Origin of the sequence: Actinomadura sp. GC306, from assembly GCF_004348665.1 — a bacterium.
Classification (GTDB): domain Bacteria; phylum Actinomycetota; class Actinomycetes; order Streptosporangiales; family Streptosporangiaceae; genus Spirillospora.
Map to the genome: position 1 here is coordinate 20802 of NZ_SMKM01000032.1, position 14388 is coordinate 35189.

Annotated in this window: 15 protein-coding genes and 1 pseudogene; 4 read left to right on the plus strand and 12 right to left on the minus strand. The window is 71.2% G+C overall.

Annotation, left to right across the window (positions count from 1 at the left end):
• Positions 1–127: 127 nt before the first annotated feature.
• Positions 128–1873 carry a plasmid pRiA4b ORF-3 family protein gene (locus E1200_RS34310; protein WP_207933229.1) on the minus strand — a complete coding sequence of 582 codons (1746 nt, stop codon included), beginning with the start codon at positions 1871–1873 and terminating at the stop codon, positions 128–130.
• Between the two features lie 162 nt (positions 1874–2035).
• On the opposite strand from E1200_RS34310, the gene E1200_RS07645 reads away from it, so the two are divergent.
• Both E1200_RS07645 and E1200_RS07650 read left to right on the plus strand, forming a co-directional pair.
• A complete protein-coding gene (locus E1200_RS07645; protein ID WP_131951098.1) occupies positions 2036–2506 on the plus strand; it encodes a TspO/MBR family protein in 471 nt (156 codons plus the stop codon).
• Complete coding sequence (locus E1200_RS07650) at positions 2506–3798, plus strand: deoxyribodipyrimidine photo-lyase (RefSeq protein ID WP_131951099.1); 1293 nt, start codon at positions 2506–2508, stop codon at positions 3796–3798. The genes E1200_RS07645 and E1200_RS07650 overlap by 1 nt, the downstream gene beginning before the upstream one ends.
• A gap of 16 nt (positions 3799–3814) precedes the next feature.
• On the opposite strand, the gene E1200_RS07655 is transcribed toward E1200_RS07650, so the two are convergent.
• The 3 genes from E1200_RS07655 to E1200_RS07665 form a co-directional block, all read right to left on the minus strand.
• Entirely contained in the window at positions 3815–4681 is an 867-nt protein-coding gene (locus E1200_RS07655; protein WP_131951100.1) for an enoyl-CoA hydratase-related protein, read from the minus strand.
• 31 nt (positions 4682–4712) lie between these two features.
• Positions 4713–5483, minus strand: a complete 771-nt coding sequence (locus tag E1200_RS07660) for a glucose 1-dehydrogenase (protein ID WP_131951101.1) — start codon at positions 5481–5483, stop codon at positions 4713–4715.
• A 293-nt stretch (positions 5484–5776) separates the two neighbouring features.
• The gene (locus E1200_RS07665; RefSeq protein ID WP_131951102.1) at positions 5777–6169 is read right to left on the minus strand and encodes an ATP-binding protein; all 393 of its coding nucleotides are present in this window, start codon (positions 6167–6169) and stop codon (positions 5777–5779) included.
• A gap of 136 nt (positions 6170–6305) precedes the next feature.
• Here E1200_RS07665 and E1200_RS07670 point away from each other — a divergent pair, with 136 nt between their 5' ends.
• Entirely contained in the window at positions 6306–7115 is an 810-nt protein-coding gene (locus E1200_RS07670; protein WP_131951103.1) for a helix-turn-helix transcriptional regulator, read from the plus strand.
• Positions 7106–7297: a DUF397 domain-containing protein gene (locus E1200_RS07675; protein WP_131951104.1), complete on the plus strand. Its 192-nt coding sequence runs from the start codon at positions 7106–7108 to the stop codon at positions 7295–7297. Before E1200_RS07670 ends, E1200_RS07675 begins: the two co-directional genes overlap by 10 nt.
• A 97-nt stretch (positions 7298–7394) precedes the next feature.
• On the opposite strand, the gene E1200_RS07680 is transcribed toward E1200_RS07675, so the two are convergent.
• The 8 genes and pseudogenes from E1200_RS07680 to E1200_RS07720 form a co-directional block, all read right to left on the minus strand.
• Positions 7395–7754 (minus strand): hypothetical protein, encoded by a 360-nt coding sequence (locus E1200_RS07680; RefSeq protein WP_131951105.1) that lies wholly within the window; start codon positions 7752–7754, stop codon positions 7395–7397.
• A 411-nt stretch (positions 7755–8165) separates the two neighbouring features.
• On the minus strand, positions 8166–8963 hold the full coding sequence (locus tag E1200_RS07690) for a GvpL/GvpF family gas vesicle protein (protein ID WP_131951107.1): 798 nt from the start codon (positions 8961–8963) through the stop codon (positions 8166–8168).
• Positions 8960–9289 carry a gas vesicle protein K gene (locus E1200_RS07695; RefSeq protein ID WP_131951108.1) on the minus strand — a complete coding sequence of 110 codons (330 nt, stop codon included), beginning with the start codon at positions 9287–9289 and terminating at the stop codon, positions 8960–8962. The genes E1200_RS07690 and E1200_RS07695 overlap by 4 nt, the downstream gene beginning before the upstream one ends.
• Positions 9273–10217: a gas vesicle protein gene (locus E1200_RS34720; protein WP_243708399.1), complete on the minus strand. Its 945-nt coding sequence runs from the start codon at positions 10215–10217 to the stop codon at positions 9273–9275. The genes E1200_RS07695 and E1200_RS34720 overlap by 17 nt, the downstream gene beginning before the upstream one ends.
• A gap of 214 nt (positions 10218–10431) precedes the next feature.
• Positions 10432–10599 (minus strand): annotated as a pseudogene (locus E1200_RS35355) (gas vesicle protein); the annotation flags it as partial.
• Positions 10600–10830: 231 nt separating this feature from the next.
• Entirely contained in the window at positions 10831–11880 is a 1050-nt protein-coding gene (locus E1200_RS07710) for an acyl-CoA dehydrogenase family protein (RefSeq protein WP_131951109.1), read from the minus strand.
• Positions 11880–13049 (minus strand): acyl-CoA dehydrogenase family protein, encoded by a 1170-nt coding sequence (locus E1200_RS07715; protein ID WP_131951110.1) that lies wholly within the window; start codon positions 13047–13049, stop codon positions 11880–11882. The genes E1200_RS07710 and E1200_RS07715 overlap by 1 nt, the downstream gene beginning before the upstream one ends.
• Positions 13050–13169: 120 nt before the next feature.
• Positions 13170–14240, minus strand: coding sequence for a hypothetical protein (locus E1200_RS07720; RefSeq protein WP_131951111.1), 1071 nt, complete (start codon positions 14238–14240; stop codon positions 13170–13172).
• Between the last annotated feature and the right edge of the window lie 148 nt (positions 14241–14388).

Sequence of the window (14388 nt, forward strand, 5' to 3'; positions counted from 1 at the left end):
CCCTTGATCCTCGCAGACGACGATGTGACGGTCGAGAGAGGCTGTCGTTCCGAGAACGCGTACCGGGGGCCTGGATGTTGTGCAGCCACCGCCGGGGATTCTGAGTCGGCGGTCGGCGGTCGGCGGGTTAGTGGCGGAGTCTTTGGTTCGCTTCTTCGGGGGAGAAGTGTTTGGGGTCGAACTCGTCGCCTGAGGTCAGGTCGAGCCATTCGAGCATGTTCTTGTGGTTCTCGGCGTTCGGGTCGGCCAGGGTGTGCTTCAGGTCCGCGTAACCCCAGCTACCACCGCAGTCTTCGGGTGGGCAGGCGCCCTTTCCGGTGACGCAGACGGGGGCGGTGACCTCGGGCGGCAGGATGTCCTCCAGGACGATGTCGTGCTCCCAGCCGTCGCCGAAGTCGTAGGTGTAGACGATCTTGTCGCCGGGCGCGGTGAGCAGTTGCGACAGCGACACCTTGCGTTCGTCGCGGTACCCGAGTTCGGGGTCGCGCACCCCGTACTCGCCTGACTCGTGCGAGAACACGTGCATGTGGTAGTTCTGCCAGCCCATCGCGGCCTGGACGACCTCGTGGAGGCGGTCCAGGGTGATGCCGGCAGGGAGCCGGAGCCGGCGCCACACCGGCGGTTTGGTCACGTACCGCAGCTGGACCTTGAGCTGGTAGGTGGCGGCCGGGCCGGGCGCCGGGAGCGGCTCCGGGACGCCGCCCAGCAGAGCGACGAGGCGCGGGGCGTCCGGGTGGCCGCACTCGTCCAGCAGCGGCAGGGCGGCGGTGAGCTCGGGGCCGGCGGCGGCCTGCAGGATGGTGGGCAGGAACTCCGCGGGGGCGTCGGCCGCCAGTGTGTCCAGCATGACGGTCAGGGTGTCCACGGCGGCCCATGCCTCGTCGCGTTCGGCCGGCTCGGTGCCGTCCAGCTCGGCCAGCCAGAGCCGCGCGTGGGCGCCGAAACCGTCCCGGGCCGCCCACTCGCGCCATGCCGGCGCCCCCTCCGGGCCGCACGCGCGGGCGAGGGCGAGGGCGTCCAGGCGCTCCTGCCCCGACGCCGCCGCAGCGGCGGAGAGCAGCTCCCCGGCCGCCTCCGCCGGAGTGCGGGCCGCCAGCCATGGCCGGGCCATCAGCCGGGACACCATGTCGGGGAGCCCGGTCAGCGCGGCGACGAGTTCCGCGGCACCGGCGTCCGGCGGCGGAGCGTTCTCCCGGAAGGCCAGGTCGGTGAACCAGCGGCCGAGCGGGGTCAGTGCGGCCTCCGAACCGCGCACTTCGGCGATGCCGAACTCGCCCAGCGCTTCCACCACGTCCTCGAACGGGCCGAGGCCGGACGACGGATCCGGCGCCGCGCAGTCCGGGCAGTCGCAGATGGACGCGGGACCGCCCGCCATCTCCTCGAAGGCCGCGAGCAATTGCGCTGCCGAGGCCGTGCCGCCGCCCTCATGGAGGGCGGCCAGGACGACCGGGAAGTCCATGTCCTCCGGGTCCGCCGCACCGGTGAGGCCCAGGGATTCGCCCGCGCAGGCGGCCCAGACGGCCAGGACGTCCTGCGGTGCCCCGTCCAGCCACCGCCCGAGGCCGGGTCCGGCCGTCACCCGGCCGCCGGCCACCTCGATGAACTCGGCCGCGGACGCCGCCGCCCACACCATCATCAGTTCGGGCAGGTCCAGCGCGCTGCGCGGCTTGCGGGACGGCGTCTCCAGGCCCAGCAGCTCACACGCCTCGACGGCCGCGGCCGGCCGCAGGACTCCGCGCGTGGTGACCTCCCGTCCCGGACCGACCCACTCGGCCAGTTGCCGCGCGGTGGCGAGCGCCGGACAGGCGCGCGCCTGCGCGACCAGCTCATCAAGGGAGACCTCTACGACATCGACGGCAGCATTGTCGGACATGCCTCGCAGCCTAGGAGGCATGCTCCCCGCACAACACCGATTCGGCGTCCTGTGGACAGTCCGACCACGCGTCCCTTCATCGTTCTTGGCCGGAGGGAAGTGAGGGCGTCGTTTCAACGGGAAGAGCCGAATGCGTGAGGTCGGCTATCGAACGGGGGCGCGATGGAAGGCCGGTGGAAGACGTACGCGGCCACCACGGCGGGGGTGACCGTGGCGGCAGTGGTGGGAAGCAAGGCCGTCGATCCGGATACTGCCTGGTATCGGTCGTTGGCCAAACCGGCGTGGCAGCCGCCGGCGTGGGCGTTCCCCGTGGTCTGGACGCCGCTCTACGCGTCCATCGCCTGGGCGGGCGGGCGTGCTCTGGTGAAGGCGCAGGGGCGTGAGCAGCGCGCCCTGGCCGCGAGCCTTGGGGTCAACCTCGCGTTGAACGCGGCCTGGAACGTCCTGTTCTTCCGCCGGCACAGCACGGCCGCGGGAGTCGTGGGCACGGTGCTGCTGGACGTGAGCAATGCCGAGTTGATCCGGCGCACGGCACGCGCCGACGGCGTCGCGGGCGCCACGCTGGTCCCGTACGCGGTGTGGTGCGCGTTCGCCACCGCGCTGAACGGCGACATCGCCTACCGCAACCGCTGATGAGCACCTCGATCATGCTGTTCACCCGGGATCTCCGGGTGCGGGACAACCCGGCGCTGGCCGCCGCGTGCGAGGCCGGCCGGGTCGTGCCGGTGTTCGTCTTCGACGAGGCGATCCTGGGCGGTCCGTTCGCCGTGCCCAACCGCCTCAGGTTCCTGCTGGAAAGCCTGGCGGACCTGCGCGGCTCGCTGCGGGAGCTGGGCGGAAACCTGGTGGTGGCGCACGGTGACCCGGTCGCGGAGGTCGGGCGGCTGGCGGAGCGGACGCGCGCCGGGACGCTGTTCATCGCCGACGAGCGGTCGGCGTTCGCCACCCGGCGCCTCGCCGGGCTCCGGCGACTCGGGCTGGACGTCTCGGTGCATCCTGGCATCACGGTCGTCCCGCCGGGGGACCTCACGCCCGCCAGCGGCGACCACTACCGGGTGTTCACGCCGTATTGGCGGGCCTGGGAGGCGGCCCGGTGGCGTCCGGTCGCGGACGTGCCGGAGAAGGTGCGGCTACCGTCCGGGGTCAAGGTGGGGTCGCTGCCACGACTCGCCGATTTGACCTCCGGGTCGCCTTCGCCGGAGCTCGCGCCCGGCGGTGAGGGGAAGGGGCGGGAACGGCTGGAGGCGTGGCTCGGGCAGGACGCCACGGCGTACGACGACGTCCACGACGATCTCGCCGCCGACCGGACGTCGCGGCTCAGCGCGTACCTGAAGTTCGGCTGCGTCTCGCCGCGGGAACTGGCGGAGTCGGGGCCGGACGCGTTCCGCCGCCAGCTGGCGTGGCGCGACTTCCACCACCAGGTCGCCGCCGCGTTCCCGGCGCTGCCCAAGGAGGACTACCGGCCGCGCGACCAGGGGTGGAACGACGCCGAAGACGCCCTCGCCGCGTGGTGCGACGGCATGACCGGTGTGCCGATCGTGGACGCGGGCATGCGCCAGCTGCACCGCGAGGGCTTCATGCACAACCGCGCCCGGCTCATCACCGCCTCGTACCTGACCCGCCACCTCGGGATCGACTGGCGGGACGGCCTGCGCCACTTCGGCGACTGGCTCACCGACGGCGACATCGCCGACAACGCGGGCAACTGGCAGTGGGTCGCCGGCACCGGCAACAGCACTCGGCCGGACCAGGTCATGAACCCGCTCCGGCAGGCGTCCCGCTTCGACCCGAGCGGCGACTACGTCCGCAGATACGTGCGCGAACTCGCCGGCATCGAGGGCTCGCGCGTCCATCGGCCGTGGACCCTGCCCGAGGCCCAGCGCCGCACCCTCGACTACCCCCAGCCCATCCTCCTGCCCGAGTAGGCGCGGGCCCAGGTCGCTAGGAGTTGGTGTAGTTCGGCGGGCGGCGGGCCATGAAGGCGGTGATCTGCTCGGTGTGGTCGCGGGCGTAGGACGTGAGGACCTGCGTCCGGTTCTCCAGGTCGATGCCGGCCTGGAGGCTGCCCACCTCCAGTTGGCTCCAGGCGACCTCCTTGGTCATCCAGACGCCCATGGGGCTGTTCGCGCAGATGAGCGCGGCGATCTCCAGCGCCGCGTCGACCACCGAGCCGTCCTCGACCACCCGGCTGACCAGGCCGATACGCAGCGCTTCGCTGGCCTGCACGAAGCGGCCGGTGAGCAGCAGCTCGTGGGAGAGGCCCGCGCCGATCAGGCGGGGCAGCAACCAGCTCACGCCGATGTCGCAGCCCGACAGGCCGATCCGGACGAAGGCGGCGTTGAACCGGGCGGACTCGGCGGCGATCCGGATGTCGCTGGCCAGCGCCAGCGCGAAGCCGCCGCCGGCGGCGGGCCCGTTCACGGCCGAGATGACGGGCTGCGGCAGGTTGCGCAGCTTCGGGACGAGCGAGGCGATGGCCTGCTGGACGTGCATGCCCGCCTGCGGACTCCGCCGCCGCTCGCCCCCGTCGTCGGCGGGAGCGGAGTCGCGGACCGGCGGGTCGTGGAGGTCGAGTCCGGCGCAGAACGCCCGTCCCGCCCCCGTGAGGATGACGACCCGGCATTCCTCGTCCACGGCGACGGCGTCGAGCGCGGCGTGCAGATCCTTGATCAGCTCACCGGACATGGCGTTGAGCCGGTGCTCGCGGTCCAGGGTGAGCAGCCGGACGCCGGGCGCGGGCGTCTCCACGCGCACCGTCCCGCCTGATGCGGGGGTGCCGGGCAGGTAGGCGTCGCCATCGGTCAGCATGGGGATTCCAATCTCGTGGAGGCGGTCGAATTCAGCGGGCGACCAGGCCGCCGTCGGCGAGGAGGACCTGGCCGGTGACGAAGCTCGCCGCGTCGGAGGCGAGGAACAGCGCCGGGCCGACCATCTCGTCGGGGTCGGCCATGCGCTTCTGCAGGGCGGCCTGCTCCATGACCTCCTGGAACTCGGGCGGGTTATTTCGCACCATGTCGGTGTCCACCGTGCCCGGGGCGAGGGCGTTCACCCGGATGCCGCGCGGGGCGAACTCGGCGGCCATGGAACGGGTGTAGGCCACCATCGACGCCTTGGCCGCGGCGTACATCGAGACGTACGGGGAGAACATGAACGCCCCGGCGGACACGACGTTGACGACGGAGGCGCACGGGCTCTCCGTGAGGAGGTCGAGCGCGCTCTGCACCAGAAACACCGGTCCGCGGACGTTCACGTCCTGCGACTTGGCGAACGCCTCCGGGGTGAACGATCCGAGGGGCAGCGCCAGCGGGTTGGCGGCGTTGTTGACCAGGATGTCGAGCCGGCCGAAGGTGTCGGCGGTGCGGGTGACGAGGGCGTCCAGCGCGTCCAGGTCGCCCAGGTGGGTGGGGACGCCGAGGGCCGCCCCGCCCATCACCTTCAGGTGCGCCTCGGTCTCGGCGCACGCGTCCGGCTTGCGGCTGGCGACCACGACGCTCGCCCCGGCGGCCACGAACCCCTCGGCGATCGCACGTCCGATGCCCCGCGTGCCTCCGGTGACGACCGCCACCCGCCCCGACAGGTCGAAAAGGGCCCGCAGCCGCTCAGCGTCCATACCGGCCTCCCCGGGGGAGCCGCGGGCCGGCACCTCGTTGATCACGCATCACGGACGTCCCTTCTCCCGGGCCCGGCCGAGGCACCCGGCCCACGCGGCCGCACCATTCTGGGGACTTTGTATCAATCCGCGAAGTACAACGCCCGCACCGCCCTTCCCTCTCCTCGGACCCCACCGGCGCGCAGCTCCTGTTACCCCAGCTCACCGAATGCCTGAAGCACTGCGGGCTGGACGAGTGGGCCAGATCCGTGACGGGGCCCGTTCGGCGCGTATTGCGGCCCCTCCGGTGGCCTTCACGAGGGGTTGATGACTGCGAAGACGACCTTGCCGGTGTTGCCGGCGAGCGGGCGGACGCCCCAGCAGCGGCAGAACTGGTCGACGATGAACAGGCCCCGGCCCGCCTCGCTGATCGTGTCCGTCTCCTGCATATTCGGCAGGTCGCAGGTCGCGTCCTGGACCTCCATCCACAGCGCGCCGTCCTCGGTCCTCCCCAGCCGCAAGGTCACATCGTCGTCCGACGCAGACGCGTAGCGCAGGGCGTTGGTGACGAGCTCACTGGCCACCAGGCACGGGACGAAGTCGTCCATGCCCCACTGACCGGTGACCAGCCGCACGAACCGCCGCACCTCCGCGACGACCGTGAAGTCGTGCTTCACCACCATCTCGTTCTCCGTCGCCCGACTCATGACCTCTCCTCACTCTGCGTGGCATTCAATGCACAGTGAGCCACTTATCGGGCTAGCATGTGCCTACCGCTGAGAAGTGGCAGCGAGCGGTAGACCATCCCCCGAGCACGACAGATTCCGCCGAGAGGTAGGAACCATGCCCCCGCGACGGCAACGCCCCCGCGAGTCGCCCGCCCTCGTCGCCTTCGGCCGTCAGATGCGCCGGCTGAGGGAGGCCAAGGACATCAAGCAGGAGACGATCGCTCACCTGACGAAGGTGAGCGGCCCCCAGGTCAGCCGCATCGAGAACGGAAAGAAGCGCGCCACCCGGTCATTCGTGATCGCCGTGGACGACTACCTGGAAGCGGGCGGCTCCCTCATCAGCCTCTGGGAGGACCTGAACAAGGACGGGCACCCCGTCCCGATCTGGTTCGACTGGCCTCAAGTCGAGTCGGATGCGGTGATGCTGGTGAGCTGGGAAAACTCGGTAGTCCCCGGGCTTGCCCAAACATCTGCCTACGCCTCGGCGATGCTGCGCGGCAACCAAGAAGCCACCGACGCTCGTATCAGCCGCCAGACCGTCCTCACCAAGGACGACGACTCACCCTCACCAACCGTCCTGTTCCTACTCGACGAGCACGTCCTCTACAACCTCGTCGGGACGCCAGAGACGATGCGCGAACAGCTCGAACACCTTCTGGAGCTGAGTTTGTTCCCGAACATCACGATTCAGGTAGTGTTGGGAAGCGGTGAACACGAGGGTGTCCTGGGCTCGTTCGTGGTCGCGACGATGGAGGATCGAAGCGAGGTCGCATACATCGAGACAGCGGTTCGAGGCATCACTACGGACAATCCCGCAGATTTGTCCATCTTGGCGCGAACCCTGGTCGAGCTCCGTTCACGGGCGCTCACACAAGCGATGTCTCGTGAACTGATCCGAAAGGTCATCCAGGAGCAATGGACCTGACAAACGCCAAGTGGCGCAAAAGCAGCCACAGCGGCCCCAACGGCGGCAACTGCATCGAACTGGCGGAGGCGGCCAGCGCTGTAGTGGCGGTGCGGGACAGCAAGGACCCGGACGGCCCCGTCCTCCTGCTGAACCGCACGGCGCTGCAGGCGGCCGTCCGATCCGCAGCCGCCACGCGCTGACCTCCCGGTAGCGGGCACGCCACCGGAGCGCGAGGTACGGGTCAGCCTCAACCGGCCCGGTACTGGCTGAGTGGCGAGCCCACTCGTCGCGCCCCGGTCAGGCCGACGCGACCTCCCGCGCCTTCTCGAACTGGACTTGAACTGGCATTTCGCTCACGGTCGGCCAATGCGGCGTGGCGGCGCCGACGGCGTGCGCGGCTGTGCGGATGAGCGCCAGAGCACGGTGCAGGGCGGTCGTGGGGTCGGCCGTGTTGAGAATCAGCAGTTCGACGGTGATGGTGTTCGTCTCGGCATTGGTGGCCACGGCCGAGTCGGTGAAGTCCTCGTTGCAGGCTTCGAGGTGGAGGAGCTCCTGCATCACCCGCTCGCCATGCGCATGGACGTCCCCGGGCTGGGTTCCCGGCGCCAAGTCCAACTGGAACTCAAGGGAAAGCTGGGAGGCCTCTTTCGCGCTCATGGCTCTTCCTTCTCCTCAGGTCCCGCTGGTGAACACATCCTCCTGCACCAGCTCACAGCTTGTCTGAAGTAGTGCGGGTTGGACGGGGTGAGGTGAATCTGACGCTGATGCAGGCCGCAAGGGCACTTGACCGTGTAGTACGTGGGTGGATTCTCCACGCACCAGCCCATTGCCGCGATCTGCTGTAGCGCCTCCTCCCCCTCCTTCCTGGGATGCCTCTTCCAGTTGGCCAACTACCTGTCGCCTTCGAGTGTACGTACCCTGCCTGCCGCAACTGATAGCGGCTACGTGACAGAACGGTGACGGACAGCGACGGCGCGTGGTGGCGATATCGCCGGTTACGTTGCTGGCCACAAGTTGCCAAGATCCACAATAATCCTCCGACCTGCGGAAACTTCACCCTCCGGCGATCTAGGGGCTGGTGGGGGCCGGGGTTGTGAGTTGGGCGTCGGTGAAGGAGTAGGGGGGCCAGGGGCCTAGGAAGCGGACCTTCACGGCCGGGTGGGTTTCCTGGAGGTCGGCGAGGATCAGGCCCAGGTTCTCCACGTCGTCCTCGTGGACCAAGAGGGCCAGGGAGAGGACTTCGGTCTCGTCGGGGTCGCGGACGGCGCGGCGGCGGTCGGCGAGGTCCTCGGCGATGGTGCTCAGTTGCCGGCGGGCGTCGGCGTGGAGCTGGTCGGCCAGGGAGTCGGCCGCGGCCTTGCGGCGGGCGTCCAGTTGCTTCGTCAGCAGGCGGCGCAGGCCGGGCGAGGCGTCCCGCATCCGCTCTTCGATCTCCTGGGCCGAGTCGCCGGTCGGCACGGCCGCGGAGTCGAGCGTGATCTCGACGCGGTACTCGGCGCGGTCGCGGAGGCGGGCGAGGCGGGCGTGCAGGTCGTCGCGGCTCTGGCGCAGCCAGGCGCGGAGGCGGTCCGCGGCGTCCTCGTCCTCGCCGGGGGCGACCAGGACGTTGAAGGTCATCGGAAGTACGCCGCCCGCGGCGCGGCGCATGCCCTCCACCGCCTCGTCGTGGGCTTGGATCCAGCGGCGGACGTCGTCGTCCGGTCCCTGGTAGGGGCGGGCCGGGGCCTCGTGGACGAGGGCGGCAAGCCCGCAGTCGGGGGCGCGGACGAGCCGCAGCGGGGCGCCGTCGAGGCCCTCGCCCGGGGGTTGCGCGTCGGCGCCGGGGTCGGCGAGCAGGGCGTAAACGTACAGGGCTTCGGCGGTCAACGCCGGTCACCTCCGCCCTCGATCTCTTCGGCCCAGCGCGTGGGGTTGGCCAGGCGGTCCACGACCTCGTCGACGACCTCGTCCAGGCCGCGGTGCAGGTCCGCGACGGAGGCGGTGATGCCGTGCTCGGCCTTGATCTCCTCCATGGCCTCGTCCAGTTCCAGCAGGGCGTCGCCGAGCCGGTTCAGCTCCTCGGTGGTGAGGTCGCCGCCCTCCATCCGGCGCACGGCCTGCCGTTCCAGCGCTTCCTGGATCACCTCGACGAGGGTGACCACGAGGGTGAGAACGCCGTTCTTCAGGCTGCTCTCGTCAACGGTGATGGCCATGAGGCTCCTTCCCAGCGGCGGACGGGGCCAGCAGCCGCGCCCAGCGCCGCCCTTCCGAGGTGGCCAGCACGAGCTGCTGGCCCGACGCGTCCACGACCAGGCGGTCCAGGCCGTTCGTGGGCGTGGAGCCGGGTTCGAGGCGCACGTCGCTGATCCGGTCGGTGTCCAGGGTGACGGCGGGGCGGGCGTCGAGCGGCGATTTCCAGGTCAGGCGGCCGTGTTCCAGCCGGGCCTCGCCGCCGCGCCACAGCGCGCCGCCGCGGCGCGGTTCGTGGTACCACATGTGGCCCTCGCACTCGGGGCCGTCGTCGTCCGCGACCAGGGGACGCGGTTCGCGGGACCGGACGTGCGGCGCCAGGCTGCGCAGGCTCTCGTCGAACCGCTCGGGGTTTCCGGCCGACAGGAGTGCGCCGTCGCCGTTGGTCAGTTCCACGCGGACCCGCAGGCGGTCCTCGCCGCCGACGGTTCGTTCGCTTTGCAGGCGGGTGGCGGCGATGTCCTCCAGGCGGGCCTCCCAGAGCACCGCGCGCGGCTCGCGCCGGTAGACGAGGACGCGCCGGTCGGTCAGGAAGAGGGTGCCCGGACGCCAGATGCCGGACGTGCCCTGCTCGTCGTAGTGGCCGCCGAACGAGCGGACGACCACGCGCTCGCCCTCCTGCAGGTCGGGCGTGGCGACGGTGGCGCGCTCTGCCCATGCGCGTGTGTCGGCGTCCCATTGCTGGAGCAGCCCGTACTCCAGCATGGTCTCCATGCCGGCGATCGCGGCGCGCAGGTTGACCCCGATGAGCGGGATGTCGGCGACCGCGATGATGAGGTCCAGATGCAGCACCGCACCCTTGTTGAGCACGACCTCCAGCAGGTCGTCCAGGGTGACCCGCGGGTCGCGCGTGGGGCGCAGCGGCGCGGCCGTCCGGGATTCAGTCGGCATCGCCGTCCCGTGGCCTCTTCTTCTTGGCCGGGGAGCCGTTCCGCTCGGCCTCGGTCAGCGCCTTGGCGCTGCGCCAGCCGCACCACGGGCAGTACTCCTCCAGCAGTTGCCGCGTGGAGGCCCGCTTGCCGCAGTCGGGGCAGGTCTCCTTGGGGTCCTCGGTCTCCTTCCACGCGGCCGTCTCGACGTTCGTCCCGGAGGGGAACTCCAGGCCGTAGCGCGCGGCGGTCTCGAACGACGCCAGCGCCGCCCGCAGCCGGATTCCCAGGAGTTCCACGCCCGCGACCGACACCATGATGTCGGCGTTGATCACCAGGCCCTTGTCCAGCAGGACCTCGACCACGTGGGCGAGGCCGCCGTCACCGGCGCGCTGCGGCTCCATCGGGCGCCGCGTGCCGACCGGACGCCCGGCCAGGTCCCGCGCGGTCACGGTCGATCCCGTACTGCGGCGCTCGATCGACGCGGGACGGACGACATCGCCCGGCCCGGACGACCGCGTTTCGGCCGGCTGCCTGTCTCGGTCCATCTCGCCCTCGTCCGGTGTACTGGCTCGTCGCACGCGGAGATTCCACGCTGACGCGAACGTAGGGACCCTTATCCACAGATTTACCGATCAATCATCCGGTCTTGATACGGACGTGCCGGGAACCGGTACCACCATGTCCCATGCGGGGCCGCTGGAACCGACGATCAGCGCCGTCAGGCGGGCGTCCCACTCGTGCAGCGAACCGAACTCGGAACGCCAGGCGAGGGCGGGTTTGGTGAACTCGTGGAGCTGGTGCTCGAACGTGGTGCCGATCGCACCGTGCACCTGGTGAGCGTTGCGGACGACGACCGAGGCGGCGTGGCCGGTCACGGAGCGGGCGGTGGCGATCACGAATTCGAGTGAGTCGAGGCCGGGGTCCGGGGCGGCGGCTTCGAGCACTGCGGCGTCGGTGGCGGCCACGGCAAGGGCGGACTCGCTGGCCGCTTCGGCGATGAGGTGCTGGACGGCCTGGAACCGCGTGATCGGACGGCCGAACTGGCGACGCTCGGAGGCGTGCTGGATGCAGAGCTCGACGGTGCGCTCCAGAGCGCCTGTGATTTGGACGGTCCGGGCCAGCGCGCCACGGAGCCGGTACTCCCGGAGCGTGTCGTCGTCGATCTTCGTGCCCGTCAGCGCTGCGACGTCCACTCGTACGGTGTCGCGTGGCTGGCCGGCCAGATCATGGGACGGGTCGATCGATGCCGCGGATGCCGGGACGTCGGCCAGCTTCCAGGCTCCCGGGCCGCCCCAGATCACTACGAGCGCGTCTGCCTGGGCCGCCCAGGGCACTCGTTCGGCGGTTCCTTCTTGGTCGAGCAGGCATACCGTGCGCAGGGCGGCCGAGTTCGGCAGGCCGGCGCGGTCGAGCAGCCATCCGGCGAGGAGGTCGTGCTCGGCCAGCGGTACCGGGGCCGCGGTCTTGGCCGCCGCACGCAGCAGCGCCGCGGCCTCGATCCAGCCCGCCGGGGCGTCTGCGGTGGAGGTGAGCCGGGTCAGGCCCAGTTCATCCAGTTTGTTCCACAGGTCGCGGTCCACGCTGAGTCGGAGCGCGGCTTCTGGTCTGGTGTTGCGCCAGTCGGTGAAGACGTCGCGGAACAGGCGCTCCAGGTCGCCGTCCACCCGCATGATCTCGGTCATCAGCGCAGCCCCAATCCCCTGGCGATCACACCGTGCAAGATCTCGTTGGTGCCGCCGCGGATCGTGAACCCCGGGCGGGCCAGCAACGCGGCATCGGCCGCCTCGCGCACCGACTCCGGGACGCCGTGGCCGCCGGGGAACATGGCCGCGTACTCGGCGATGTCCCCCTCGGTCCTGGTGCCGAGCGCCTTGACGACCGCGGCGGCGACATCGGCGCGTTCGCCCCGCTCCAGCGCCCCGGCGACCGCCAGCGACATCCGGTCCAGCCCCGCGATCCTCGCGAAGAACCGGCCCAGTTGCGGATCGGCCGGAAGCTCCCCGCGGCGCATCGCCTCCGCGAGGTCTTCGAGGAGCAGGTACGTGGACAGGAACCGCTCCGGGCCGCTGCGCTCGAACGCCAGCTCGGAGGTCACCTGGTGCCAGCCGTCCCCGATCGCGCCGAAGACCCTCTCCTCGGGGACGAAGACGTCGCCCAGGAACACCTCGTTGAAGTGGTGCGCGCCGTCCAGCGAGGTGATGGGCCGGATTTCCACGCCGGGCGCCCGCAGGTCGACGATGAACTGGCTCAGCCCGGCATGCCGGTCGCCCGCGTCGACCGGGGCGGTGCGGGCCAGGGCGATCATGTGGTCGGCGCGATGGGCGTTGGTCGTCCACACCTTGGTGCCGGTGATCGTCCAACCGCCCTCGGCGCGGGCGGCCCGGGTGGCGACGCTGGCCAGGTCGGAGCCCGACTCCGGCTCGCTCATCCCGATCGCGAACAGCACCTCGCCCCGCGCGATACCGGGGAGGAACTCCCGCTTCTGCTCCTCGGTGCCGAACTTCAGCAGCGAGGGCGCCACCTGCCGGTCGGCGAACCAGTGCGCCGTCACGGGCGCCCCGGCCGCCAGCAATTCCTCGGTGACCACGAACCGTTCCAGGAACGTCCGGCCGTGCCCGCCGTACTCGGTGGGGATCGTCATGCCGAGCCAGCCCTGATCTGCGAGTTTGCGGGTGAACTCGATGTCCCAGGAGCTCATCCACGAGTCACCGGACGGCGTGAACCCGCCCGTCTCCACCTCGTGCCGGACGAACGACCGCACCCGGGCACGCAGCGCCCGCAGCCGCTCGTCCTCAACGGTCGGCGGCAGCGCCAGGCTGCCGGCATCACCGGGACGGTCCTCGCTCTTCATCGCTGCTGACTCCTCGTGCCGGGCCAGGTGACGAGGCCGCCGCCGGCTCCGTCCTCCCGTCGTCCGCAGATTCTCCATGAGGGCGGCGTCCGCCTCGCCACCGCCCTCCAGCGGCGGTCGTCAGGCCGTCAAGGCCACCTGGGCTTGGTGGAGCGGCTTCTCGGGGCAGTGGGCGCAGGCTTGGCGGCGGCGGTAGTAGTAGGCCATCGCGGCACCCGCCAGGAGCGGGCCCCACAGGCTCAGCGGCACGAAGGCCACGATGACCAGGGCACTCAGGTCGCCGCCGGTGACGGTGCCCGCGAGGTGGACGGTCAGCAGGGCGAGCATGACCGCGACCGTAAGTGCCGCGAAGGTCGGAACGGCCACCGGAATGGGCCGGCCGTGCAGGACCGGAACCCACCTCGGCCACACCTCGCCCCAAGGCCGGATGAGTCCGCGGGTGAGGATCGCACCGCCCTCCGAGGCGAAGCCGAGCAGGACGCCGGTGAGCCAGATCCCCCAGCCGGCGCCCTCGGGGAACGCGATCGGCCACGGGGTGAACCAGGTGAGGCGGGCCAGACCGTACGGCAGCGGCATCAGCGCGGCGATGATCGTGACCTTGCGTCCCCAGCGGGCGGCGGACTCCGGGTGCGTCCAGGCGGCGCCGGGACGGCCGCAGGCGGCGCAGCGGCCGCGGTTCACCCGGTACGACGTCACCGCCAGGGCGAGCCACACCAGGCAGCCGGCGACCGACAGCAGCGTCCAGTGGGCCCCCTTCCCGACCATGATCGTGAGGGCCAGGAGGAGGCCCGCCGCCAGCGGGGTGCCCACCATGGCCGAGGTGCCCTTGACGCCGACGCTGAAGGCCCGTGCCAGCAGCGCCGCGATCAGGGCCGGTGGACCGGCGAACGCGAGGGCGTAGGCCAGGGCGAGCAGCGGCATGTGCCCCGAGACCGCCAGGCAGAGCCCGGCGAGGCCCGCGGCGAAGCCCAGCAGGCCCCAGCGCAACGCTGCGGAACGCCGTCGGGTGCGCAGGCCCAGCGTGACGGCGATCCCGCCGATGCCGACGCCGAGCAGCCACCCCGGAGGGACCTCGAAGGCCAGCGCGAGGCCACCGGCGTCGGACGGGTGAAGGGTCCACCAGAGCCCGAGCGCGGCCGTTGCGGCAGACCAGCCCGCCGCCGGCAGGGTCGTCCATCGGTGTGCGTTCATGATTCCTTCCAGGCCGGGGGAGGACTTCATCGTCGGGCGGGGCGCCGCCCGGCACATCACCCGCGAGAACCAGGCGCACCGGCCGCACGGGGGAGGCTCGGGGTGGCCTCAAGGCCGGTCGGGGGACGCCGGTCGCGGGGGCCGGTCG